Below are 23,641 nucleotides of genomic sequence, written 5' to 3'. Positions count from 1 at the left end.
ACATGGACGGCTACGAGACGGACGTCCTCATCGTGGGCGGCGGGCCGGTCGGGCTCGCGCTCGCGCTCGATCTGGCCTGGCGCGGGGTGGACTTCACGCTGGTGGAGGCGGGCGACGGCACGATGACCGACCCGCGGATCACGACCGTCGGTCCGCGCGCCATGGAGATGTTCCGCCGCTGGGGCGTCGCCGACGCGCTGCGCGGCGCGGGCTGGCCCGAGGACCACGCGCTGGACGTCGCCTGGGTGACCGCCGTCGGCGGTCACGAGATCCACCGGCTCGCGTTCGGCACGGCCGGGACGCGCCCGCTGCCCGACCACACCCCGGAGCCGGAGGCGATCTGCCCCCAGCACTGGATGGCGCCGCTGCTCCTGGGGCGCCTCGGCCCCCATCCGGAGGGACCGGTGCGGCTGCACTGCCGGCTGCTCGGCCTCACCACGCTCCCCGGCGGGGTGAGCGCGACGGTGGCCCGGGGCGACGGCACCCGCGCCACGGTGCGGGCCCGGTTCCTGGTGGGCTGCGACGGCGCCTCCTCGCCCGTGCGCAAGGCCTGCGGGATCGCGGCGCCCGAGCGGTACGAGACGCGGGTGCTGCGCAACATCGTGTTCCGGGCGCCCGAACTGCCCGAGCTGCTCGGCCCGCGCGCGGCGCTCGTCCACTTCCTCACCTCGCCGACCGGTCTGCGCTATCCGCTGCGCGCGATCGACGGCCGCGGTCTCTACCGGCTGACGTCCCCGCCCCGCACCGGGGACGCCCTGAGCGTCGTACGGCGCGCGGTGCCGCTCGACACCCCGCTGGAGGTCGAGTCCGACAGCGTGTGGCACCTCACCCACCGGGTGGCCGAACGGTACCGGTCCGGCCGGGTGTTCCTGGCCGGGGACGCGGCGCACACCCTGTCGCCGTCCGGTGGCTTCGGCATGAGCACGGGCATCTGCGACGCCGCCGACCTGGGCTGGAAGCTCGCCGCGACGCTCGCGGGCTGGGCCGGTCCTGGGCTGCTCGACTCGTACGAGACCGAGCGCCGGCCGGTGGCCGTGGCCGGGCTCGAGGAGGCCAACCGGAACCTGCGCCGCACCGAGGACCGGCGGCTCTCGCCCGCGCTGCTCGACGACACACCGGTGGGCGAGCGGGCCAGGGCGGCCCTCGGCCGGGAGCTGGCCGGCTCGGACGTGCGCCGCGAGTTCGACCGCCCCGAGATGCACTTCGCGTACCGCTACGCCTCCCCCCTCGTCGCCGACGAGGAGGGCGAGCCGCCGGCGGGCGCCTCCTGGTGCCGGTCGACGCTGCCTGGCGCGCGAGCGCCGCACGCCTGGCGGGACGGGGGACGGCGCTCGACGCTCGACCTGTTCGGCCGGGAGTTCGTCCTGATGTGCCTGGGCGCCGAGGGGAAGGGGGTGGAACTCGACGGGACCGTACGGGCGTTCGCCGGGCGGCGGGTGCCACTGCGGGTCGTGCGGTGCGCCGACGAGGAGACCGTGCGGCGGTACGAGCGGCCGCTCGTCCTGGTCCGCCCGGACGGCCATGTCGCCTGGCGCGGAACCGCCCCGCCGCCCGATCCGGGCGCCCTGGCCGACCGGGTGCGGGGAGCCGGATCGTGAGCGCGGCCGCCCCGGCGCCCCGGGGCCTGCCGCCCTTCGACCCGGCGCGGCTCGACCTGGCCGACCCCTACCCCGCGTACCGGCGCTACCGCGAGACGGATCCGGTGCACGCGGTCCGGCCGGTGGGCGGGGCTCGGGGGCCGACCACCTGGTACGTCTTCCGGTACGCCGAGGTGGCGCGGGTGCTGGCCCGCCGGGAGTTCGGCCGGGTCTCCCCCGCGACCGGCGGGACCGCCCCGCTCCCGCCCGGGTACGCCGTACTGCGCGAGGTCGTCGAGAACTGGCTGGTGTTCCTCGACCCGCCCCGCCATACGAGCCTGCGCGCCCTGATCGCCCCCGCGCTCGGCCCCGGGCCGGTCGACGCGCTGCGGCCGCTGGTCGGCCGGATCGCCCGGCGGCTCGTCGACCGGCTCGCGGAGCGGGAGACGGTCGACGTCGTCGCGGACTTCGCCGCGCCCTTCCCTCTCCTCGTCATCTCCGGTGTGCTCGGCGTGCCGGAGGAGCGGCAGGCGTGGTTCCGCGAGCAGGCGCTCGACCTCCAGCGGGCGGGGGGCGCGCGGCTGGACCGCAGCGGCGAGGGGATGGCGCGGGCCGAGCGGGCGGCGACCGAGCTCAGCACGTACTTCCGGCGCGAGCTGGAACTGCGCCGCGGCCCCGGCAACGACCGGGGCGACCTGCTCTCCGCGCTCGTCCGGGCCGCCGGCGCCCACCCGGCGCTCAGCCCCGCGGAGCAGTCCGCCACCTGCATCCATCTGCTGACGGCAGGGCACGAGACGACCACGGGGCTGCTCGCCAAGGCGGTCCTGGCGCTGCTCACCCGGCCGCGGCTGCTCGGCGAACTGCACGCGGATCCGGGGCTGCTGCCGGGCGCGGTGGACGAGTTCCTGCGCCACGACCCGCCGGTGCAGATGGTCACCCGGTGGGCGCAGCGGGACACCGCGCTCGCGGGGCACGCGATACGCCGCGGCGACCGTGTGGTGTCGGTGCTCGGCTCGGCCAACCGGGACCCGGAGCGCTTCGCGGACCCCGAGCGGCTCGACGTACGACGGGAGGCGGTGCGCCACTGCGGTTTCGGCCTGGGCATCCACTACTGCGCGGGGGCGGGGCTGGCCCGGGCAGAGGCGGAGGCCGGCCTCGCGGCGCTCCTGGAGGGGCTGCCGGCGCTACGGCCCGGGGCGCGCCCGCGGGTCGAGGCGCGGTACGCGCCGGACTGGGTGTTCCACGGGCCGGAGCGTCTGACGGTCACGGTGCCGGGCTCGCCGGCCCTCGGGGCGTAGGCATGGCGGAGCTCGTCGCGCCGGCCGTGGCGGGCGCGGGCGAGCGTAGGAGTGGCCGAGCTCGTCGCGCCGGCCGTGGCGGGCGCGGGCGGCCGCCGGAGGGCGGCCAGGACTCCGCCGGGCTCCAGGCCGGACCGGCCGGGGGTGCGCAGGGGCCGGCCCGTCAGCCCTGCTCCGCCGGCTCGCCCGCGTGGTCGAGGGCGGCGGCCGCGCGGCCGGCCAGGTCCACGGCCACGAGGCGGGACTCCAGCGGGGGCGGGGCCGAGCCGGGGGCGGGGGTCATCATGAAGCGGCCCTGGTAGCGGCCGCGGGCGACGGCCCGCAGTTCGATCTCGCCGTCCGGCCAGCCCTGCCGGTCCAGGTCCCAGATCCAGCCCTCGACCTGGACCGAGCCGTCCGGGCGCAGCCGCGGCGGGCGGCCGGTCAGCATCCCGTACTCGAAGCGGCAGGCGTCGAGCGCGAGCAGTTCGACCAGTTCGTCGCGGACCCGCCGTACGAACTCGTCCGGCGAGCGCGTGTCGCCGGCCAGTCGGGTCGCCTCGTGCAGGCGCTCCAGGTGTCCGGCGTCGGTCACGGCGACCGCGCCGAGCACGCGGGCGCGGGCGGCGAGCTGGGAGACGATCAGCCCCACGAGCAGGAGCAGCACGGCGGTCTCGAGGTCTGCCCGGTCGCGGATGTGGAAGCTCTGGTACGGCTCCGTGTGGAAGAAGTCGAACCAGCCGGCCGCCGACACGGCGGCCAGCGCCCCGGCGAACCGGTTGCCGAGCGAGGCGACGGCGACGACCACGACGACGAGCAGCAGCGCGAGGTTGGTGTGCGTCAGGCCCGTGCGCAGCGGCAGCAGCGCGAGCGCGACGAGGAAGGGGGCGAGGACGGCGGCCGCGAGGGCCGCCGCGTCCCGGAGCGGAAGCCTCATGATCCACCTCCGACTGCTCGGTCCGCCGGCGCGACCACGGTCGCGCGACCACGGCGGTGTGGCGTGACCACGGCGGTGTGGCGTGACCACGACGGTATGGCGTGACCGGCCGCCGTCGGCCCTGCCCGGCGGCCTCTGCCCTCAGGCTGCTCCGGATGTGACCCAAGCAACGCCCACCGGAGGGATCTTGACGCGTTCCTGACGCTCCCGGCCGCGCTCCATACGCGTCCTTTGCGTACGCTGACCCGGCCGCCGTCCGCGCGATGGCCGAAACCGACCACTACGCCGCACCGGACAGCAGGAGTCCCCCATGGCCACGCCCCCAGACACCCGTCCCGGCCGCCTGCGCGCATGGATGCTGGAGGGCCTCTCCGACATGGGCAAAGGCAAACCTTCCCGACCGCTGGAGCGCGAGGCCCACGAGCCCGAGCACCAGGGGCAGCCGTGGTGGCGGGTCATGTGTCTGACCGGCGTGGACTACTTCTCGACACTCGGCTACCAGCCCGGCATCGCCGCCCTCGCGGCCGGACTGCTCTCGCCCGTGGCCACGATCGTCCTCGTCATCGTCACCCTGGCGGGCGCCCTGCCGGTCTACCGGCGGGTGGCCGAGGAGAGCCCCCGCGGCGAGGGCTCGATCGCGATGCTGTCGCGGCTGCTCTCCTTCTGGAAGGGCAAACTGTTCGTCCTCACGCTGCTGGGCTTCGCGGCGACGGACTTCCTCATCACCATCACCCTCTCGGCCGCGGACGCCTCGACCCACCTCGTCGAGAACCCCCATCTGGCCGAGGCCCTGCACGACAAGCAGGTGGTGATCACGATGGTGCTCATCGCGCTGCTCGGCGCGGTGTTCCTCAAGGGCTTCCTGGAGGCGATCGGCGTCGCGGTCGCGCTCGTCGGGATCTATCTGGCCCTCAACGTGGTGGTCGTCGTCTCGGGCCTGTGGCACGTGGTGACCGAGGGGCACGTCGTGACGGACTGGTCCACCGCTCTGACCGCGGAGCACGGCAACGTCTTCGCGATGGTCGGCGTGGCGCTGCTCGTCTTCCCGAAGCTGGCCCTCGGTCTCTCCGGATTCGAGACGGGCGTGGCGGTCATGCCGCATGTGAAGGGCGACCCGGACGACACCGAGGAGCGCCCGGCCGGCCGGATCCGCGGCACGAAGCAGCTGCTGACGACGGCCGCGCTGATCATGAGCGTGTTCCTGATCTCGACCAGCTTCATCACCACGGTGCTGATCCCGCAGGAGGAGTTCGAGTCCGGCGGCGACGCCAACGGCCGCGCGCTCGCCTACCTCGCCCACGAGTACCTCGGCAACACCTTCGGCACGGTCTACGACGTCTCCACGATCGCGATCCTCTGGTTCGCCGGCGCGTCAGCGATGGCCGGTCTGCTCAACCTGATGCCCCGCTACCTGCCCAAGTACGGCATGGCCCCGCACTGGGCGCGCGCCGTCCGCCCGATGGTCATCGTCTTCACCCTCGTCGCCTTCCTCGTCACCTGGATCTTCGACGCCGACGTCGACGCCCAGGGCGGTGCGTACGCGACGGGTGTGCTGGTCCTGATCTGCTCGGCGGCCATCGCCGTGACCATCGCGGCCCGCAAGGCCGGCCAGCGCGGCTGGGCCATCGGCTTCGGAGTCATCTCCGCGGTCTTCCTCTACACGACCGTCGTGAACGTCATCGAGCGGCCCGACGGCGTGAAGATCGGCGCCTGCTTCATCGCCGGCATCATCCTCATCTCCCTCCTCTCCCGCCTCGGCCGCGCCTTCGAGCTCCGGGTCACGCACGTCGAGCTCGACGAGATGGCCGAGCGCTTCATCCGCGACATCTCCCACCGCACCCCCCGGTTCATCGCCAACGAGCCGGACCAGCGGGACGTCGCCGAGTACCGCGACAAGATCGAGCAGATCCGCACCGACAACGACCTTCCCACCACCGAGGACTTCGTCTTCGTCGAGGTCACGGTCACCGACCCGTCCGAGTTCGAGGCCGGCCTGACCGTCAGCGGCGAGGTCCTCCACGACCGGTACCGCGTCCTGACGGTGGAGAGCTCCTCGGTCCCCAACGCCCTCGCCGCCCTGCTCCTCCACTCCCGCGACCTCACGGGCACCCGACCGCACATCTACTTCGAGTGGACCGAGGGCAACCCCTTCGCCAACTTCGTCCGCTTCTTCCTCTTCGGCCAGGGCGAGGTCGCCCCGGTGACCCGAGAGGTCCTGCGCGAGGCGGAGCCGGACCGCGCCCGCCGCCCGCGCGTGCACGTGGGCTGACCTCTGCCCCGCACCGCCTTTGCCCTGACCGCACGCCGGCCCGCACCGCCCGCGGAACAATTCGCGGGCGGAACGGAACCTGGCCTGTTACCGTCGATCGCATGGGTTCGTACTACTTCTTCCGCTGATTCCGGCCACGGACACCGCGGCGCGACGCCGCCGTTGTCCCGCATCACCGCATGCCCGCATCACCGCATGCCCGCATCACCGCATGCCCGCATCACCGCATGCCCGCATGCCCCGAATCAGCCGAACCCACCCCAGGGACACCACCCATGCGCGACCGCGCCCAGCTCACGCTGCACCATGTCTCCACGTCGTACGGGGACCGTGTCGTCCTCGACCAGGTCTCCTTCACCGTCCGCCCCGGCGAGAAAGCCGCCGTCGTCGGCGAGAACGGCTCCGGGAAGTCCACGCTGCTGCGACTGATCGCGGGGGCCGAGGCCCCGGACGACGGTGAGGTCACCGTTCGCTTCCCCGGGGGGCGTCGCCCGGCTCGCCCAGACGCTCGCCGGGACCTACCCGGTCGGACCCGAGCACACCGTCCAGGACACAGTCGACGCCGCCCTTGCCGAACTCCGCCTGATGGAGGAGGAGTTGCGGGAGGCCGAGAACGGACTCGGTGCCGCCGGGCCCGACGAGCTCGCCGCCTACGGGGAGCTGCTGCACCGCTTCGAGGAGCGCGGCGGCTACCGCGCCGAGGCCGATCTGGCCGCCGCGCTCGACGGGCTCGGGCTCGCCCACGTCCCGTACGAGCGACGGATCGGCACCCTGTCGGGCGGCGAGCAGTCGCGGCTCGCGCTCGCCTGCGTCCTGGCGTCCGGGGCGGAACTGCTGCTGCTCGACGAGCCGACCAACCACCTGGACCGCGACGCCGTCCGCTGGCTCCAGGAACGGCTGCGCGCCCACCGCGGCACCGTCGTCGCGGTCACCCACGACCGGAGCTTCCTGGAGGCGACGGCCACCGCCGTCCTGGAGGTCGACCGGGACACCCGGAGCGTGGCCCGCTACGGCGACGGCTGGTCCGGATACCGTACGGCCAAGGCGGCGGCCCGTCGCCGGCAGGCCCAGGAACACCAGGAGTGGCGGGACGAACTGGCCCGCACCGAGGAACTGGTGGCCGGGGCGGGCCAGCGACTCGCCGCGACCGGCAGGGATCCTCGGCAGGGCTTCGGCAAGCACCGCCGGTCGAGCGAGAACAAGCTCTCCGGGCAGGTCAGGACGGCCCGCACCCGCCTTGAGGAACTGCGCGCCCATCCCGTCCCGCCGCCGCCCGAACCCCTCCGGTTCCAGGCCCACTTCACCGGTGCCGACGCCACCGCGGCGGCCGAGCTGAGCGGGGTCGCCGTCGGAGACCGGCTCTCCCTGGACAGCCTGAGCGTCGGGCCCGGCGACCGGCTCCTCGTGTCGGGTCCCAACGGCGCCGGCAAGACCACCCTGCTGCGGGTCCTCGCCGGCGAACTCGCCCCCGACGCGGGACAGGTCCGCCTCCCCGCCCGGGTCGGCCACCTCCCCCAGGAACTGCCCGCGGTGGCCACGCCGGAACCCCTGCTCACGGCGTACGCCCAGGGCCGTCCCGGGCTGCCCGAGGACCACGCGGCGGAGCTGCTCGCGCTCGGGCTGTTCAGGGAGGAAGACCTGGGCGTCCCGGTGCGCGCCCTGTCCGTGGGCCAGCGTCGGCGTCTGGAGCTGGCGCGGCTCGTGTCACGGCCGGCCGACCTCCTCGTACTCGACGAGCCGACCAACCATCTGGCCCTGTCCCTCGTCGAGGAACTGGAGTCGGCTCTGGCCGCCTTCGCGGGCGCGGTGGTGGCCGTCTCCCACGACGACCGCTTCCGGGAGTCCTTCGGCGGCGCCCGCCTGGAGCTGCGGGCGGGGCGGGCCGTCTCAGCGAACGCCTGACCGGGCGCCGGCGAGGGCGGCCGGATCCCAGCCACGCCGCGGGACGGAATCCAGGAGCAGTCGGGTGTAGGAGTGTTCCGGCGCGGTCAGGACGCGGGTGGTCGGGCCGGATTCCACGATCCGGCCCGCGCGGAGCACCACCACCTCGTCGGTGATGTGCCGGACGACCGCCAGGTCGTGCGTGACGAAGAGGAAACCGATGCCCGCCTCGCGCCGGATCCCGGCCAGGAGTTCGAGGATCTGGGCCTGGATGGAGACGTCCAGGGCGGCCACCGCCTCGTCGAGGACGAGGATCCGCGGCTCGGCGGCGAGCGCCCGTGCGATCGCCACGCGCTGTCGCTGACCGCCGGACAGGCGGCGGGGCAGCGCGTCGGCCTCGCGCGGGCCGAGGCCGACCTGGTCGAGGAGCTCGGCGACACGGGCCCTGCGGGCGGCCGGGTCGAGGCGGAAGTGGAGGCGCAGCACCTCGTCCACGCAGCCGCCGGCGCTGATCCGGGGGTCGAGGGAGAGGTACGGGTCCTGGAAGACCATCTGGATCTCGCGTGCCCTGGCGAGCCGCTCGGCCCGGCCGCGGGGGCGGGCGGAGCGATCGCGGCCGTCGAGGCGGACGGTGCCGGCGTCGGCGCGTTCGAGGCCGACGAGCATGCGGACCGTGGTGGTCTTGCCGCTGCCCGACTCGCCCACGATGCCGAGGGAGGAGCCGGGGGCGAGGCGGAAGGACACGTCGTCGACGGCGGTGTGGTCGCCGTACTCCTTGCGCAGTCCTTCGACGACGAGGCCGGGGGGCACGGTCACGACAGGATCCCTTCGTCGGCGCGGTGGCATGCGGCGAGCCCGTCGCCGTGCGGGGTCAGGGCGGGCACCTCCTGTGTGCAGCGCTCCTGTGCGTGGGCGCAGCGGGCGGCGAAGGCGCAGCCGGGCGGCGCCTCGGCGACGGACACCGGACGGCCCTCGATGGGCCGGGGAGCGGGGGCGTCGGGGCCGATGCGCGGGGTGCAGGAGAGGAGTCCCGCGGTGTAGGGGTGGCGCGGCCGGTCGAAGAGCCCGTCCGCGGTGCGGGTCTCGACGATGCGACCGGCGTACATCACGTACACGCGGTCGCAGATCGCGGCGGCGAGTTCCAGGTCGTGGGTGACGAAGAGGAGTCCGGTGCCGCGTTCTGCCTGCAGGCTGGTGAGGATCGCGATGATCTCGGCCTGGGTGGTGACGTCGAGGGCGGTGGTCGGTTCGTCGGCGACGAGGAGCGCGGGTTCGCCGGCGAGGGCGGCGGCGATGACGACGCGCTGGAGCATGCCGCCGGAGAACTCGTGGGGGCGGCGGCGCAGGGCGCCACGCGGGTCGCGGATGCCGACGGCGTCGAGGAGTTCCTCGGCACGGGCGGTCGCCCGGGCGGCGGGCGTGCCGGCGGCGCGCAGGCCCTCGGTGACGAAGTCGCCGATGCGGCGCAGCGGGTTGACGCAGGCGCGCGGGTCCTGGAAGACCATCGCGACCTCGCGGGCGCGCAGGGCGGCCAGGGAGGCGCGGTCCATGGTCAGCACGTCCCGGCCGGCGACCCTGACCTGGCCGGTCGTGCGGGCACGGGCCGGCAGCAGGCCGAGGACGCTGCGGCAGGCCACGGACTTGCCGGAGCCGGACTCGCCGACGAGGCCCACGGTCTCGCCGGGCGCGACGGTGAGCGAGACCCCGTCGAGCAGCGGACGCGCGGCCTGCCCTTCGGGCAGGCGCAGGGTGAGCCGGTCGATCTCGAGGACGGGCCTTGCGGGCTCGTGGGGGCCGGACATGGCGGTCACGCCTTCCGCTTCACGGGGGAGATGCCCGGGCACGGCGGGCCGCCGGGGCCGGGTCGTGCCGGACCCGGTTCGCGCGTCGCGGTGGGGCCCGGGCACGGCGGGCTGCTGAGGGCGGGTCATGGCGGTCACCGCTCCCGCTTCGCGATCCGGTCGGCGATCCCCTCGCCGACGATGCCGAACGCCACCACCGCGAGGACGATGCACGCGGACGGCGCGAGCGCCGGCAGCATCGCGCCCTGCTGGAGTGCCGACTGGCCCTCGTTGATCATCGCGCCCCAGTCTGCCGTCGGCGGCTGGACGCCGAAGCCGAGGAAGGACAGGGCGGCCAGGTCCATCAGCGCGTAGCCGAAGTTCATCGCGGACTGGGCGAGCAGGGTGGGCGTGATGTTGGGCAGCAGGTGGCGCAGGCAGATGGTGAGGCCCGACCAGCCCTGCACGCGGTAGGACTCGATGTAGGGGCGGGCCTTCTCCTGGCGGGCGATGCCGCGGACGAGCCGTCCGACGTACGGGGTGTAGGCGACGGCCATGGCGATCACGGGTGCGGTCATGCCGGAACCGAGCACCGCCACCAGCATGATCGCGAGCAGCAGCCCTGGCACGGCGAAGACGAGGTCCATGGAGCGGGAGAGGACGGCGTCCGCCCAGCCGCCGCGCCAGGCCGCCGTCACGCCGAGCGCGGTGCCGAGCAGGGTGGCGACGGCGACGACGAGGAGCGGTCCGAGGAGTCCGGTGCGGGCGCCGTGGACCAGCCGGGACAGGATGTCCCGGCCTGACTGGTCGGTGCCGAGGAGGTGGTCGCCGCCGGTGCCGGCCAGGCTGGAGGACAGGTCCATGGCCTCGGGGTCGTACGGGGCGAGGAGCGGCGCGAGGGCGGCGACGAGCACGAGGGCCGCGAGGATCAGCACGGCGGCCGTGAACATCGGGCCCTGGCCGAGCGCCCGCAGGCGGCGCAGGCCGGGGCGGCGGCGCAGCCCGTCGGCGGGGCCGGCCGCCTGGGGGCCGGCGGCTCCCGGGCTTGCGGTGAGGGTCATGAGGTGCCTTCCCCGTGGAGGGTGAGCCGGGGGTCGATGAGGGGGGCGAGCAGGTCGACGGCGAGGTTGACGAGGACGAAGGCGGCGACGCTGAGCAGGGTGAGGGCCTGGACCACGGCGAAGTCCTGGGCGGTGACGGCCTGGACGAGGAGGGAGCCGAGCCCCGGGACGTCGAAGGCGGTCTCGACGACGGCCGTGGTGACGAGGAGTCCGGCGAGCATGGTGCCGCCGACGGTGACGACGGGGCCGAGGCTGTTGCGCAGGACGTGCCGGCGCACCACGGTCCGGCCGGCGACACCGCGGGCGCGGGCGACGTCCACGTGTTCGCGGCCGAGTTCGTCGAGCATCGCGGAGCGGGTCACCCGGGCGAGGAGTCCGGCGAAGGTGGTGGCGAGGGCGAAGGCGGGGAGGGTGAGGTGGTAGAGGCGGTCGGCCGGCCCCTCGGGGGTGCCGCCGGGGCCGGGGAACCAGCCGAGCCGTACGGAGAAGAGCGAGACGAGCGCGATGGCGCTGACGAACGAGGGGGTGGCGGTGGCCACTCCGGTGCCGACGAGGACGGCACGGTCGACGATGCCGGGGCGCAGCGCGGCGAGGATCCCGGCACCGACGCCGAGGACGGCGACGAGGACGGCCGCGTAGCCGACGAGCAGCACGGTGCCGGTGAGGCGGGAGCCGATGAGCGTCGAGACGTCCTGGTGGTACTGGGCCGAGCGGCCGAAGTCGCCGTGCAGCACGCCGCCGAGCCACTGGGCGTACTGGACGGTGAGCGGGTCGTCGAGGTGGTACTGCGCGCGGAGCGCGGCCACCGTCTCGGGGGTGGCGGGGCGGCCGTGCAGCAGGAAGGAGACGGGGTCGCCGGGGGCCAGGTGGACGGTGGCGAAGACGACGAAGGAGGTGACGAGCAGCACGCCGAGGAGGCCCGCGAGCCGGCCGAGGAGGTAGCGGATCATCGGCCGGCGGCACCGATCGTCGCGGCCCACGGGTAGTAGAGCTGGGCGATGCCGGCGGGGGCGCCGGTGACGCGGCTGCCGAGGAAGACGGAGTACGGGGCCTCGTAGAGCGGGATGACGGGCAGCTCCTGCACGGCGATCTTCTGGAGTTCGGCGGTGAGGTCGGCGCGGGCGCCGGGGTCGGCCGCCGCGTTGGCGCGCTCGAAGGCGGCGTCGAAGACGGGGTCGGACCAGTTGCCGTAGTTCCCGAAGTCCCCGGTGCGCAGGTACTGGTAGAACTCCAGCGGGTCGGGCGTGTTGTCGTACCCGTTGGTGATGACGAGGTCGAGGCCGGTGCGGGCGTTCGGGTCGACGAAGATGCTGCTGTACGCCTCGGGGGCGACGGACTTCAGCCGGACGTCGAGGCCGATCTGGCGGCCGGCCGCCTGGACGGCGTTGGCGACGATGCTGATCTCCGGTGCGAGGGTGCTGGTCACGAGGGTGACCTTCTTGCCGGTGGCGCCGGCCTCGTCGACGAGCGTCTTCGCGGCGGCCACGTCGTAGACGGGCTCGGGCAGGGCCTTGAAGTAGCCGTCGGTCCGCTCGGGCACGAGGGCCCAGGCGCCGCGGGCGGTGGGGGCCTTGGCGGGGACGCCGATGCCGCCGGCGGCGGCCTTGACGATGTTCTTGCGGTCGAGCGCCATCGACAGGGCCTGGCGGACCTTCAGGTCGCCGAGGGTGCCGTGGAAGTCGAGCACGGCGAGGTTGGCGGCGGCGGTGTTGGGGCCGAAGTAGACCTTGCCCTTGGTGGTGGCGCGCAGCTGGGCGAGCGAGGCCGAGGGGACCATGTAGCCGCCGTCGGCGGTGCCGGAGAGGAAGGCGCTGGTCCGGGCGGCGGGGTCCTCGACGAAGGTGAAGCGGACGGCGTCGGTCTTGGGCGTGAGCCTCTTGTCCCAGTAGGCCGGGTGCTTCTTGAGGGTGATGGACTCGCCCTGCTGCCAGCTGTCGAGGGCGTACGGGCCGGTGCAGTTGACCTTGCCGCCGGGGACGCCGTACTCCTTGCCCGTCCTGGCGAGGAAGGCGGCGCTTTCGATGGTGCCCGGGGAGGCGGCCATGAGCTCGTTGAGGAGCACGTCGGGCTTGGTGAGCCGGAGGGTGACCTGGAGGGGGCCGGTCTTCTCGACCGCCTTCACGTTCTTGAAGGCGGAACCCCAGGGAGAACCGGTGGCCGGGTCCATCTGGCGCCTGAGGGAGGCGACGACGTCGTCGGCGGTCATGACCGTGCCGTCGTGGAAGGTGACCCCGGGCCGCAGGGTGTACACCCAGACCAGCGGGTCGGGGTTCTCCCACTTCACGGCGAGGCCGGGCTCGATCTTCAGGTCGGGGGTGACCCGGAGCAGCTGCTCGCAGACGTTCGCGAGGACCGTGTTGGGCGGGTAGTCGTAGGCCTGGGCGTAGTCGAGGGTGTACGGCTCGGCGTACAGCGACCAGGTGAGGGAGGGCAGGGGGCCCTTCGCCGCGGGGGAGGTCGGCGTGACGGTGTACCCGCCGGCGCCCGTGCCCGAGGGCTGGGCGGCGCCGGAGCAGGCGGTCGCCGTGGCGGCGAGGGCGACGGTGCAGGCGAGGGTGGCGAGGAGTCTGGGCGTGCGCAAGGAGACCCACCCCTTTACGGGTGTAGTGACGGGCGCTGGGGATGGTGGGGGATGGAGCGAGTATTGATGCGGGAACGTTCCCGCACAAGACTTTGCGGGAACGGTTTTGCAGAGGTCACGGAGGTGGCAGCATCAGACCGTGACCACACGTGAACAGCCCGGAGGGCATGCCGGAAAGAGGCCCGGCGGACCCGCCACGGGGGCGGCCGGACCCCGGGTCAGGCTCGTCGACGTGGCCCGCGAGGCGGGCCTGTCGAAGACGACCGTCTCCGCGGCCCTCAACGGCACCGGACGCCTCTCCCCCGCGGTACGGGAGAGGGCGCGGGAGACCGCCCGGCGGATGGGCTACCGGCCCAACGCCACCGCACGGCAGCTGCGCGCCGGGCGGGCCCGGCTGATCGGCTACGTGGTGGGCGAGTTCGCCGGCGAGCCCTGGACCTACCTGGACTCGCCGTACTTCGCCCGGCTCACCAGCGCCACCGCGGCCGCCGCGCTGCGGCACGGCTACGCGCTGGTGATGCTGCCCGCGGGGAGCCTGCAGCGGGAATGGGCGGAGCTGCCGCTGGACGCGGTGATCGTCGCCGACCCGGTCGAGGACGATCCGCTCGTGGAGGACTTCCTCGCCGCCCGCATCCCGGTCTTCAGCGACGCGTCGGTCGCGGACCGGCCCGGCGCCCACTGGGTGGACGTGGACGCCGATGCGGCGGTACGCGGGTCACTGGACCACCTGCGCGAGCGGGGCTCGAGGCGGACCGCGCTCGTCCTGCCCGACAGCACGACCCGCTTCCACCGCGAGGTCCTCGCCGCCTACCGGGACTGGTGCGCCGGGCACGGGGCCGAGGAGCTGGTCACCCTGGTACCCGAGATCGGCAACGGTCCGGTGGCAGGGGCGGTCGAACGGGCCCTGGGCGCCGAACCCCGGCCCGACGGGCTCTTCGTCGTGGCCGAGGCGAGCCCGCCGCTGGTCCTGGACGCGGCGCGCAGGCTCGGCCTCGCGGTGCCCGGGGACGTGCGGGTGGTGTGCGTGAGCGAGGACAGCTCGGCCGCGTACACCGACCCTCCGGTCACCACGCTGAGCCTGCGCCCGGCCGACATCGCCGAGGAGGGCATCGCGCTGCTGGTCTCGGCCCTGGAGGGCGAGGGCGGCACTCCCCCGGGCGTGCTGCTCTCCGCGGACCTCCAGGTGCGCGCCTCGTCCTGACACCGGCGCCTCAGACCGCGTGGACGCGGGCCCCGCCGACGAAGGTCTGTTCCACCCGCGCCTCGGCGATCTCCTCGGGCGGTGCCGTGAGGATGTCCCGGTCGAGGACCACGAGGTCGGCGAGGTGGCCCACGCGCAGGCTGCCCGCGTCGTCGAGGCCGTTGACGTGCGCGGACCCGGCCGTGTAGGCCGCGAGGGCGGTGGTGAGGTCGAGGCGCTGCCCGGGCAGGAAGACCCGGCCGTCGGTGGCGCCGGGCTCGGCGCGGTTGACGGCCACGTGGAGGCCCGCGAGCGGGTCGGGGCTGCTGACCGGCCAGTCACTGCCGGCCACCAGGGTGGCACCGGCCCGGACCAGGTCGCCGAACGGGTACTGCCAGGCGGCCCGTTCGGGGCCGAGGAAGGGGATGGTCAGCTCGTCCATCTGCGGCTCGTGCGCGGCCCACAGCGGCTGGATGTTGGCCAGCGCCCCGAGCCGGGCGAAGCGGGCGACGTCGTCGGGGTGGACGACCTGGAGGTGGGCCAGGTGGTGGCGGTTGCCACGGCGGCCGTTGGCCAGGACGGCGGCCTCGACCGCGTCCAGGGCCTCGCGGACGGCGCGGTCGCCGAGGGCGTGGAAGTGGACCTGGAAGTCGAGCGCGTCGAGCGCGGTGACGTGGCCGCGCAGTTCCTCGGGGTCGACGAAGCTCAGGCCGGTGTTGGCGGTCGCGCAGCCGCAGCCGTCGAGGTACGGGGCGGTCATGGCGGCCGTGAAGTTCTCCGCGATGCCGTCCTGCATGATCTTCACCGATCCGGCGCGGAACCGGCCCTGGCTCGACCGGGCGCGCTGGGCGACGAGTTCGGGGATCTGCTCGGCGCCGCGGGCGCGGTCCCACCACAGCGCGCCGTTGACCCGCGCCGTCAGGGAGCCGTCCTGGGCTGCGGCGACGTAGGCGTCGGAGGGGTCGGGCTTGCCGCTGAACTCGCCGAGCAGGGCGTCCTGCCAGCCGGTGATGCCGAGCGCGTGCAGCAGGGACTGGGCGCGCAGCAGACCGGCGAGACGGTCGGCGGCGGTGCTGGGCGGGATGAGCCGGGAGACCAGGTCGGCGGCGCCCTCCTGGAGCACACCGGTCGGATTGCCGTCGGCGTCGCGCTCGATCCTGCCGTCGGCGGGGTCGGGGGTGTCCGCGGTGATCCCGGCGAGCTCCAGGGCGAGGGAGTTCGCCCAGGATCCGTGGTGGTCGCGGTTGACCAGGCAGACGGGCCGGTCGGCGACGACACCGTCGAGCAACTGCCGGGTGGGAAGTCCGCCTTCGAAGCTCTCCAGGGACCAGCCGCCGCCCGTGATCCAGGCGTCCTCGGGGTGCGCGGCGGCGAACTCCGCGACGATCCGCAGGTACGCGTCGGCACCGGTGGTGCCGCTGAGGTCGCACTGGGCCAGTTCCATGCCCCCGTACACCGCGTGGATGTGCGAGTCCTGGAAGCCGGGGATCAGCAACTTCCCCGCCAGGTCGACGACTTCGGTCTTCGGGCCGACGAGTGCGCGCACCTCGTCGTGTCCGACGGCGGTGATCCGCTCGCCGACCACGGCGAGGGAGGTGGCCCGGGTGCGGGCGGGGTCGCCGGTGAAGACGGGACCACCGGTGAAGACCAGGTCGGCCGTGCTCATCTACGTACTCCTGGAGGGTGAGAGAACCGGCGCGGGGCGCCGGTACGAGGAGCGCCATGCAACCGGCGTGGGCGTTTACACGTCAAGGCTGTTGTCATAAGGTCCCGCCATGGCCGAACGGGTGGTTCCCGAGAACCGGCGCCGGCGCAGGCGCCCCACCAAGCAGGGCACCGTCCTGTCGGAGCGGGTCATCGTCGCGACGGCACTCCGGCTCGTCGCCCAGCACGGCGCCGACGCCCTCTCGGTACGGCGCCTGGGGGCGGCCCTCGGCGCCGACCCCAGCGCGATCTACCGCTACTTCCGCAACACCGACGACCTGTTGCTCGCGCTCGCCGACGAGATGGTCGGCCGGGCCCAGGCGGGCTGGCGGGCCACCGGCGAGTGGCGGGCCGACCTGCGTGCGATCGCGCTGCGCATCCACGCCGCCTACCTCGCCCACCCGCAGGTGGCGGCGCTCGCCGCGCACCGCACGACGGGGCGCGAGCACGAGACCCGGGCGGTGGAGTCGATCCTCGGGGTGCTGCGCCGGGCGGGCTTCCCGGACGGGGAGGCGGTACGGATCTACCACGCGTTCGTGGACCAGGCGCTGGCCTTCGCCGCCCTGGACGCGGCCGCCCTCGCCCTGCCGGAACCGGCCCGCAAGGCGGATGAGGAGGTGTGGCACGCGGCGTACGGGAAGCTCTCGCCGGCCACCCACCCGCACGTCGCGGCGACGTTCCCGCTGCTCGCGGCGGACATGCGGGACAGCGGGCATCCCTTCGCCCTTGAGCTGATGCTGGACGCGGTGGGCGCGCGGCTCGCGGCGCGCAGGAACGGATAGGACCCCGTTCACCGCCTCTTCGCCCGCCGACTCCCGCACGTCGAGGTGCCGTTGGGCCCCGGGGGCACCACCCCACGCTCGACGTCAGGTAACTCTTCTCCCTCACGCGGGACTTGCCCCTACAGGGTTCCGCCGGTCCGGTCCGGCGGCTCAGGGCCGGAGCTCCTTCGCCTCGAACCGCCCGTCCCCCAGGACGAGGACGAAGGTGACCTGCTGCCCCTCGGAGAGCGAACGGGCGCCCCCCTCGATGTCCTCGGCGCGGAAGTAGACCGGTTCCTCCGAGCCGACCGGGACGACGAACCCGTACCCGGCGTGCCGGTCGAAGGACTGCACAAAGCCGACGCTCCTGCCTGATTCCACGGCGGGTCTTCCTTTCGTCGTAGCGCCTCCGAGGGCCCAGAACGTGATCGGTATCGTCCTTCCGATACCCGTTCCGCTTTTCCCGATCACACCGGACCTGCCCATGAATCACTCGCAAGGCCGCACCGCCGGCCTCGCCCCGCGCCGGCGGCCGCCGGCGCGTTCCGTGGCGCTGCTCGCGTCGCTGTTCGCGCTCGTCCTCACCCTCGTGTCGCCCGTCGCGCCCGCGGCGCGGGCGGCCGTCGCCGCGGACTGCGGCGGGGCGGGCGTGGAGCGCTTCGGACCCGCCTCGCTGACCGGCGCGATCGTCGGCGCCACCGTGCACGAGGGGCGCGCCTACGTCGTCACCCGCGGCTTCAAGCCGCCGGTGCTCGCCGAGTACGACCTGGCGACGCGCCGGGTCGTGCGCGAGACCCCGATACCCGACGGACCGGAGGCCGGCTCGCCGGAGGGCGCGTGGGCCACCACCGTCTCGGGCGGCAAGATCTACATCGGCACCTACCCGGTGCCGGACCTGTACCGCTTCGACCCGGCCACCGGCACCATCACGCGTGTGGCCTCGTTCGGCGTCGAGGGCGGCTTCGTCTGGAGCCTCGCCACCGCGCCGGACGGCAAGGTCTACGCGGGCACCTACCCGGACGGCAAGGTCTGGGAGTACAACCCCGCCACCGGGGCCAAGCGCAGCTGGGTGCCTGACGCGGCGGAGCGCTACGTGCGCGGCGTGGACGTCGACGACACCTACATCTACGCGGCCCTGCCCGAGGCCAAGAAGCTGGTGTCGATCAACCGGTCCACCGGCGCGGTCAAGACCCTGGCCACCAGCACCGCCGGCTTCTCCACCGTCTCCGTCGGGCGCACCCGGGTGCGCGCCGGGGCCGGCAACACGCTGTACGACGTGAAGACCGACGGCACCGACCTGCGCACGGTGAACGTGGGCGCGTCCATCGACTCGTTCGGCCTGGCCCCCGACTACACCGCGTACATCTCGACCCGCCCGAAGGGGGAGATCTTCCGCTACCGCACGGCAGAGCCGCTGGAGTCGCTGGGCATCCCGCGCTCCCAGGAGGAGACCCGCGGTCTGTTCCTGGACGGCAACACGCTGACCGGCTTCTCTGGCAGCGGCGGGGTGTGGACGATGGACGTCACCACCGGCCAGTCGGAGTACACCAACCTCCTGAACGCCGGGCTCACCGGCGGCGCGGAGCGCCCCCAGTCGATCCTTTTCGACCAGGACCGGGGCAACGTCTGGGTCGGCGGCCACTTCTCCTTCACCGTCCACACGCCCGCCACCGGCGCCAAGACCACCGTCTGGGTTCCGGGCGAGCCGAAGGCTCTGACCCGCCGCGGAGACAAGCTCTACGCGGCCATCTACCCGAGCAGCGAGATCGTCGAGCTCGACCTGTCGGACCCGCAGGCCCCCCTGCGCTCCCTCGGCTACCTGGGCAACGGCCAGGCGCGCCCCTGGGACATCGAGTACGACCCCGCCACCGACCGGCTCCTGGTGGCGAGCGCCCCGCTCGGCACCAGCACGCAGGGGGCGCTGTCCGTCATCGACCCGGTGACCGGGCAGAAGGACGTGTACCTCAACGTCATCCCCAACGAGAGCCTGATGAGCCTGAGCCTCGGCCCGGACGGCATCGTCTACCTGGGCGGTGACGTCCGGGGCGGCGGCGGGGGCGACCCGGCGGACTGGAACAGCGCGGCCAGCGTCTCGGCGTTCGACCTCGCCACCCGGACCGTCAAGTGGTCGCTCGATCCGGTGGCGGGCAACCAGACGATCCAGGACATCAAGGTCCACAACGGCATCCTGTACGGCGTCTTCAAGCGCAACGCCGGCTGGTTCACGATGAACGTGACGACCCGCCAGGTCCTGGACAAGGGCACCCTGCCCGGTTACGGCGAGATCGAGGTGGCCCAGGACAAGGTGTTCGCCTCGACGTACTTCGGCGGCGGCAACGTCCACCAGCTCGGCCCCGGCCTCGCCGACCCGAAGCTGATCGCCACCGGCCTCGGCGACGACTGGTACACCAACCCCCAGCTCGCCTTCGAGCCCGGCAGCTTCAACGCCTGGGCCCTGGTCGGCCGCGACCTGGCCCGGCTGCGCCTCGACCCGGCGTGCCCGACGCTGACGGTCACTCCGTAACCCTGGGAACGGATGGGGGGCCGTGCCTGATCAGGCACGGCCCCCCGCTCTTTCCCCTGACGTCTACGGGGCGAGCGCCGGCTGGGCGTTTCGGGCGAGGGTGTGGGCGAACTGGGGCCACCAGGCGCCCGCGGGCGGGTCGACGACGCCGTACTCGGGGTCGACGGTGCCGCCGGTGGAGCGGGTGCAGCTGCCGTCGGACTCGCCGATCGTCTTCACGTACAGGTACGCGTCGACCAGCGGGAGTCCGGTGTCGGCGGTCGGGCGCGGGCCCATGCCGCGGCCGGGCGGGTTGCACCAGGTCTCCGGGTCGCCGCTGTACGTGCCGGGGGCGGGGGTCCAGGGGCCGCGGCCGTTGCGGCTGGTGTCGACGACGAAGTGGGCCAGTGCGGTGGCGGCGGGGCTGCCGACGGCCTGGTCGTACCAGGCGTCCGTCCAGTGCCAGGTGGACGGGTCGGTCGCCGAGACCGCGTTGCCGGGGGCGCCGTCGTTGGGGGCGGCCGCGGAGTAGTACTGGTTGGCGCACCAGTCGGTGTGCCCGCGGGCCCAGTCGGGGCCCTGGGAGGCGAACCAGACGCACTTGGACACCCAGGTGCCGTACTGGTTCAGCTGCTCGGTCGGCTGGAAGTTGGACACGTTCAGGGCGAAGCCGTCGGCCTGCCGCACTCCGGCGTCGAGCAGCCGCTGGGCGATGTCGCCCACGGCCTTCCACTGGCTGTTGCCCGCGTCGAGGTAGACCTTGGTGGCGGGCCGCTGCTTGAGCGTGGTCACGGCGAAGGCGAGGTCCGCGAGGCGGGCGGTGGTGAGCTCGCCGGTCGGATCGACCGAGCCGGCGCAGTCCTTGGGCAGGGCGGCCAGGCCGTCGGGCTCCAGGACCACCACCGCGGGCGCGTCACCGACGCCCTCGGCGAGGGCGGAGATCCACGCGCGGTAGGCGGCGGAGTTCCCGGCGCCGCCGCTGGAGTAGAGGCCGCAGTCACGGCCGGGCACGTTGTACGCGACGAGCACGGGCAGCTGCCCGGCCGCCCGGGCCCGGTCCACGAGGTCGCCCGCGGCCGTACGGACCTCGGCGGGGCTGCCTCCGGTGAACCAGGCGGCCTGCGGCAAGCTCGCGAGGGCCGCCATGTTCGCCGCGTTCTCGGTGTCGCCCGCGGCCCGGTCGATGAGCGCCTGGCGGGCGGCGCCGCTCTCGGGGTCGACGTAGAACCGCGTGGCGGCCGCCGGCGCCGCGCCCGGCTCCTCGGCCCCGGTCGCCGGGGCGACGGCGGACCAGGTGAGACAGGCGGCGAGCGCCGCCGCGAGCGCGGCGGAACGTCCGCCGGGTATCCGGTGGTTCATGAGGGCCCCTCCCGTTGCTTGATCACCAGCAGCGTAGCGGCGGGGCCTTCGGAGCGCTCAGTCGTTCCGGCTGCTCTCGTCCCGCAGCCAGGTGTCGAAGTCCCGCGCCCTGATGGCCTTCCGCGCGCCCCTGCGCGCCGCGAGCGCCGCTGTCAGGAAGACGATCACGGCGGGCAGCAGGGCGGGGTCGGCGCGGACCAGGGCGCGCAGGTCGGAGACGCCGGTGCGGGCCGTGGGCGGTGCGGCGGAGCCGGCCGACGCGGTCCGGTGCTCCGCCTGGTGGTCCTCCAGTTGGGCCGTCGAGGTCGCCGCCCGCACCCGGCGGCGGATCAGGTCCGGCCAGGTACGGGGCGGGCGCACGACCACGCGCGCGGAGCGTACGACGCTGCGCTCGGCCGGGGCGAAGGCGAGGGAGGCGGCCAGGTCGTCGGCCATCAGGGGCGGCAGCGCGGCGATGCGTGCGTGGCCCTCGCCGGACATGGCGATCACGCCCCGGCCGAACAGGCCCTCGCGCACGGCGGGGAGCCGCTGCCACACGCGGTAGTACGCGCGGACCGGCCAGGAGCAGCCGGCCATCGGCAGCTCCCGCTCCGGCGCCGTGGCGAGGACGCCACCGGGTCCGGTGAGTGCGGCGGCCAGGGCGCGCACCTCGGGCGCGCCGAGCACGACGTCGGCGTCGACGTAGAGGCGGGGGAAGCCGCGGGCGTGCTCGTCGCCGAGCCGCAGGGCCTCGTGTTTGGAGGGGACGGGGGTCTCGACGACGCGGACCCGCGGGCCGCGCTCGGCGGCGACGCGGGCGGTGTCGTCCGTACATCCGTTGCACACGACGACCACGTCGAACTCGTCGTCCGCCACGCCGTCCAGGAGCGCGTCCAGGAGGCGGCCGAGGGTGCGTTCTTCGTTGTGCGCGGGGATCACGATGCTGGCCACGGGGACAGTATGACCAAGGCGCCCCACTCTTACATTTCCTTCAAGTATCGGTAGGAGTTTCACACAACTCCTGGATGGCCTGCCCCAGTTGGTCTAGATTGAGCGCTGCCGGATCCGCTTGGGCACGAAGACAGACGTCCCGGGCGGATTCTGCGTCCTGTGCGGACTCCGGCCGTGGCTGGGGAGACTTGCGACCGCGGTCCGCACCGTTCAGTCAGGCGGAAGAGCCGCGTACCCTCGTCGCACCGTCGCTGCCCTTCCCCTGCCCGCGAGTTGTGCGCTCGCGGGGATTCGGGGGATGGCGCCGGGGTTCGACGGGGTGCGCGCGAAGCGCCCTTGGGGGGAATGGATGACCGTTCTGCCGGTCACGCATGAGCGGCACCGAGTCGAATCCACACACTTCGACGTCCACCGCCTGTGGTGGCGGAGGAGACATCAACTGGTCCTGCTGGCTGCGGACACCACCGCGGCCGTCGTCGCCGCGCTGGCCGCCCTGGGGGCGGTCGGCCACTGGCCCGTCGTCCTCGGACTGCCGCCGGCCTGGGTGGCGCTGATGTACGGACACCGGGCCTACGCACGCAGCGCCCTCGGCTCCGGGACCGGGGTCTACCGGCGGGTGCTGCGCGGAGCCCTGGTCCTGCCGGCCCTGGCCGCGGCCCTCGGCTGGGGCCTCGCGGGCGACCTCGACCTGGTGCACGAGACGATCCTGGCGGCGCCGACCGCGGCCGCCCTCACCCTGGCCGCCCGCTTCCTGATGCGCCGCTGGCTGCGGCGCACCTGGGCGCAGGGCAGCAACCGGACCACCGCGGTCCTCGTCGGCCCGTCGGCCGGCGTCGCCGAACTGCTCGCCGCCCTGCGGCGCGACGGCCGGGAGAACGGCCCCGCCAGGGCCGGCCTTCAGGGCATGGACATCGCCGGCCTGTGTCTGACCGATCCCATGAACGCGCAGGTCACCGGGCTCGACGAGCTGGGCGTGCCGGTGCTCGGCGGGGTCGGCGAAGTCCCGCGCGCCATCAGGGCCTTCGGCGGTTCCACCACCGTGGTCGTGCTGCCGTCGCCCGAGATCGACGCGGCGCTGCTGCGCGGTCTCTCCTGGAGCACGGCCGCGGCCGGGGGTGACTTCCTGCTCGCGCCCGCTCTCGGCGACGTGGCCGCCGCCCGCCTGGAGGTACGGCCGGTCGGCGGGGTCCCGCTGCTCCATGTGCGGGCGCCCCGGCTCTCCCGCCTGGCCCGGCTGCCCAAGGAGCTGGCCGAACGGCTGATCGCCGCGCTGCTGCTCCTGGCGCTGTCCCCGCTGATGTGCGGGGTCGCGCTCGCGGTGCGGCTCGGCAGCCGGGGGCCGGCCCTGTTCCGGCAGGTGCGGGTGGGCCTGCACGGCAAGCAGTTCACCATGCTGAAGTTCCGTACGATGCGGCCCGACGCCGAGGCCCGCAGGGCGGAGCTCGCGGACGCCAACCACAACAGCGACGGCCTGCTCTTCAAGGTCCGCGACGACCCGCGGGTCACCCGGGTGGGCGCGATGCTGCGCCGCTACTCGATCGACGAACTGCCCCAGCTGATCAACGTGCTGAGCGGGCGGATGTCGCTCATCGGGCCCCGCCCGCCGCTGCCCGAGGAGGTGGCCGGCTACAGCCACGAGGTCCGCCGCCGCCTGCTCGTCAAGCCCGGGCTCACCGGTCTGTGGCAGGTCAGCGGCCGCTCCGACCTGCCGTGGGACGAGGCGGTGCGCCTCGACCTGGCGTACGTGGACAACTGGTCTCTCGGTCTCGACGCGGTGATCCTGCTGCGCACCGGCCCCGCCGTCGTACGCGGCACAGGCGCCTACTGACATGCCCACTGA

General features: G+C 74.1%; 17 protein-coding genes and 1 pseudogene. 8 read left to right on the top strand and 10 right to left on the bottom strand.

Features of this window, described 5'->3' with window-relative positions:
* Positions 1–2 precede the first annotated feature (2 nt).
* Positions 3–1,598 (top strand): FAD-dependent monooxygenase, encoded by a 1,596-nt coding sequence (locus tag ACIGEZ_RS21145; RefSeq protein ID WP_399833229.1) that lies wholly within the window; start codon positions 3–5, stop codon positions 1,596–1,598.
* A complete protein-coding gene (locus ACIGEZ_RS21140; RefSeq protein WP_399833227.1) occupies positions 1,595–2,875 on the top strand; it encodes a cytochrome P450 in 1,281 nt (426 codons plus the stop codon). The genes ACIGEZ_RS21145 and ACIGEZ_RS21140 overlap by 4 nt, the downstream gene beginning before the upstream one ends.
* Positions 2,876–3,038: 163 nt before the next feature.
* Here the strand turns inward: ACIGEZ_RS21140 and ACIGEZ_RS21135 are convergent, their stop codons facing one another.
* Entirely contained in the window at positions 3,039–3,791 is a 753-nt protein-coding gene (locus tag ACIGEZ_RS21135; protein WP_399833225.1) for a DUF4118 domain-containing protein, read from the bottom strand.
* Between the two features lie 310 nt (positions 3,792–4,101).
* On the opposite strand from ACIGEZ_RS21135, the gene ACIGEZ_RS21130 reads away from it, so the two are divergent.
* On the top strand, positions 4,102–6,060 hold the full coding sequence (locus tag ACIGEZ_RS21130) for an amino acid transporter (protein WP_399833223.1): 1,959 nt from the start codon (positions 4,102–4,104) through the stop codon (positions 6,058–6,060).
* A 275-nt stretch (positions 6,061–6,335) separates the two neighbouring features.
* Positions 6,336–7,962 (top strand): annotated as a pseudogene (abc-f, locus tag ACIGEZ_RS21125) (ribosomal protection-like ABC-F family protein).
* Here abc-f and ACIGEZ_RS21120 read toward each other — a convergent pair.
* The 5 genes from ACIGEZ_RS21120 to ACIGEZ_RS21100 form a co-directional block, all read right to left on the bottom strand.
* Complete coding sequence (locus tag ACIGEZ_RS21120) at positions 7,948–8,787, bottom strand: ABC transporter ATP-binding protein (protein ID WP_399833221.1); 840 nt, start codon at positions 8,785–8,787, stop codon at positions 7,948–7,950. The pseudogene abc-f and the gene ACIGEZ_RS21120 overlap by 15 nt on opposite strands.
* Complete coding sequence (locus ACIGEZ_RS21115) at positions 8,754–9,743, bottom strand: ABC transporter ATP-binding protein (protein ID WP_399833219.1); 990 nt, start codon at positions 9,741–9,743, stop codon at positions 8,754–8,756. The genes ACIGEZ_RS21120 and ACIGEZ_RS21115 overlap by 34 nt, the downstream gene beginning before the upstream one ends.
* A gap of 134 nt (positions 9,744–9,877) precedes the next feature.
* Positions 9,878–10,783 carry an ABC transporter permease gene (locus ACIGEZ_RS21110; protein ID WP_399833217.1) on the bottom strand — a complete coding sequence of 302 codons (906 nt, stop codon included), beginning with the start codon at positions 10,781–10,783 and terminating at the stop codon, positions 9,878–9,880.
* Positions 10,780–11,733, bottom strand: a complete 954-nt coding sequence (locus ACIGEZ_RS21105; protein ID WP_399833216.1) for an ABC transporter permease — start codon at positions 11,731–11,733, stop codon at positions 10,780–10,782. Before ACIGEZ_RS21105 ends, ACIGEZ_RS21110 begins: the two co-directional genes overlap by 4 nt.
* Positions 11,730–13,364, bottom strand: coding sequence for an ABC transporter substrate-binding protein (locus tag ACIGEZ_RS21100; protein ID WP_399833214.1), 1,635 nt, complete (start codon positions 13,362–13,364; stop codon positions 11,730–11,732). The genes ACIGEZ_RS21105 and ACIGEZ_RS21100 overlap by 4 nt, the downstream gene beginning before the upstream one ends.
* A 139-nt stretch (positions 13,365–13,503) precedes the next feature.
* Here ACIGEZ_RS21100 and ACIGEZ_RS21095 point away from each other — a divergent pair, with 139 nt between their 5' ends.
* The gene (locus ACIGEZ_RS21095; RefSeq protein ID WP_399833212.1) at positions 13,504–14,565 is read left to right on the top strand and encodes a LacI family DNA-binding transcriptional regulator; all 1,062 of its coding nucleotides are present in this window, start codon (positions 13,504–13,506) and stop codon (positions 14,563–14,565) included.
* Between the two features lie 10 nt (positions 14,566–14,575).
* On the opposite strand, the gene ACIGEZ_RS21090 is transcribed toward ACIGEZ_RS21095, so the two are convergent.
* A complete protein-coding gene (locus ACIGEZ_RS21090; RefSeq protein ID WP_399833210.1) occupies positions 14,576–16,210 on the bottom strand; it encodes an amidohydrolase in 1,635 nt (544 codons plus the stop codon).
* 109 nt (positions 16,211–16,319) lie between these two features.
* Here ACIGEZ_RS21090 and ACIGEZ_RS21085 point away from each other — a divergent pair, with 109 nt between their 5' ends.
* Positions 16,320–17,030, top strand: coding sequence for a TetR/AcrR family transcriptional regulator (locus ACIGEZ_RS21085; protein WP_399833208.1), 711 nt, complete (start codon positions 16,320–16,322; stop codon positions 17,028–17,030).
* A gap of 150 nt (positions 17,031–17,180) precedes the next feature.
* On the opposite strand, the gene ACIGEZ_RS21080 is transcribed toward ACIGEZ_RS21085, so the two are convergent.
* On the bottom strand, positions 17,181–17,390 hold the full coding sequence (locus tag ACIGEZ_RS21080; protein ID WP_399833206.1) for a cold-shock protein: 210 nt from the start codon (positions 17,388–17,390) through the stop codon (positions 17,181–17,183).
* 103 nt (positions 17,391–17,493) lie between these two features.
* On the opposite strand from ACIGEZ_RS21080, the gene ACIGEZ_RS21075 reads away from it, so the two are divergent.
* The gene (locus ACIGEZ_RS21075) at positions 17,494–19,533 is read left to right on the top strand and encodes a PQQ-binding-like beta-propeller repeat protein (protein WP_399833204.1); all 2,040 of its coding nucleotides are present in this window, start codon (positions 17,494–17,496) and stop codon (positions 19,531–19,533) included.
* Between the two features lie 63 nt (positions 19,534–19,596).
* Here ACIGEZ_RS21075 and ACIGEZ_RS21070 read toward each other — a convergent pair whose 3' ends face one another.
* Both ACIGEZ_RS21070 and ACIGEZ_RS21065 read right to left on the bottom strand, forming a co-directional pair.
* Entirely contained in the window at positions 19,597–20,871 is a 1,275-nt protein-coding gene (locus tag ACIGEZ_RS21070; protein WP_399833202.1) for a glycoside hydrolase family 6 protein, read from the bottom strand.
* A gap of 57 nt (positions 20,872–20,928) precedes the next feature.
* Positions 20,929–21,801: a glycosyltransferase family 2 protein gene (locus ACIGEZ_RS21065; protein ID WP_399833201.1), complete on the bottom strand. Its 873-nt coding sequence runs from the start codon at positions 21,799–21,801 to the stop codon at positions 20,929–20,931.
* Between the two features lie 349 nt (positions 21,802–22,150).
* Here ACIGEZ_RS21065 and ACIGEZ_RS21060 point away from each other — a divergent pair, with 349 nt between their 5' ends.
* Positions 22,151–23,629 (top strand): sugar transferase, encoded by a 1,479-nt coding sequence (locus tag ACIGEZ_RS21060; RefSeq protein WP_399833199.1) that lies wholly within the window; start codon positions 22,151–22,153, stop codon positions 23,627–23,629.
* Positions 23,630–23,641 lie beyond the last annotated feature (12 nt).

Origin of the sequence: Streptomyces sp. NPDC085481, assembly GCF_044541845.1 — a bacterium.
In the GTDB taxonomy this organism is placed as follows: Bacteria; Actinomycetota; Actinomycetes; order Streptomycetales; family Streptomycetaceae; genus Streptomyces.
The sequence above is the reverse complement of the archived record's forward strand: the minus strand, read 5'-3'. Positions and strand labels throughout refer to the sequence as shown.

Coding starts and splice junctions, on each gene's coding strand:
- ACIGEZ_RS21145 (WP_399833229.1), top strand. CDS start 3: ATGGACGGCTACGAGACGGACGTCCTCATCGTGGGCGGCGGGCCGGTC.
- ACIGEZ_RS21090 (WP_399833210.1), bottom strand. CDS start 16,210: ATGAGCACGGCCGACCTGGTCTTCACCGGTGGTCCCGTCTTCACCGGC.
- ACIGEZ_RS21060 (WP_399833199.1), top strand. CDS start 22,151: ATGACCGTTCTGCCGGTCACGCATGAGCGGCACCGAGTCGAATCCACA.
- ACIGEZ_RS21135 (WP_399833225.1), bottom strand. CDS start 3,791: ATGAGGCTTCCGCTCCGGGACGCGGCGGCCCTCGCGGCCGCCGTCCTC.
- ACIGEZ_RS21085 (WP_399833208.1), top strand. CDS start 16,320: ATGGCCGAACGGGTGGTTCCCGAGAACCGGCGCCGGCGCAGGCGCCCC.
- ACIGEZ_RS21105 (WP_399833216.1), bottom strand. CDS start 11,733: ATGATCCGCTACCTCCTCGGCCGGCTCGCGGGCCTCCTCGGCGTGCTG.
- ACIGEZ_RS21110 (WP_399833217.1), bottom strand. CDS start 10,783: ATGACCCTCACCGCAAGCCCGGGAGCCGCCGGCCCCCAGGCGGCCGGC.
- ACIGEZ_RS21130 (WP_399833223.1), top strand. CDS start 4,102: ATGGCCACGCCCCCAGACACCCGTCCCGGCCGCCTGCGCGCATGGATG.
- ACIGEZ_RS21120 (WP_399833221.1), bottom strand. CDS start 8,787: ATGCCACCGCGCCGACGAAGGGATCCTGTCGTGACCGTGCCCCCCGGC.
- ACIGEZ_RS21075 (WP_399833204.1), top strand. CDS start 17,494: ATGAATCACTCGCAAGGCCGCACCGCCGGCCTCGCCCCGCGCCGGCGG.
- ACIGEZ_RS21070 (WP_399833202.1), bottom strand. CDS start 20,871: ATGAACCACCGGATACCCGGCGGACGTTCCGCCGCGCTCGCGGCGGCG.
- ACIGEZ_RS21115 (WP_399833219.1), bottom strand. CDS start 9,743: ATGTCCGGCCCCCACGAGCCCGCAAGGCCCGTCCTCGAGATCGACCGG.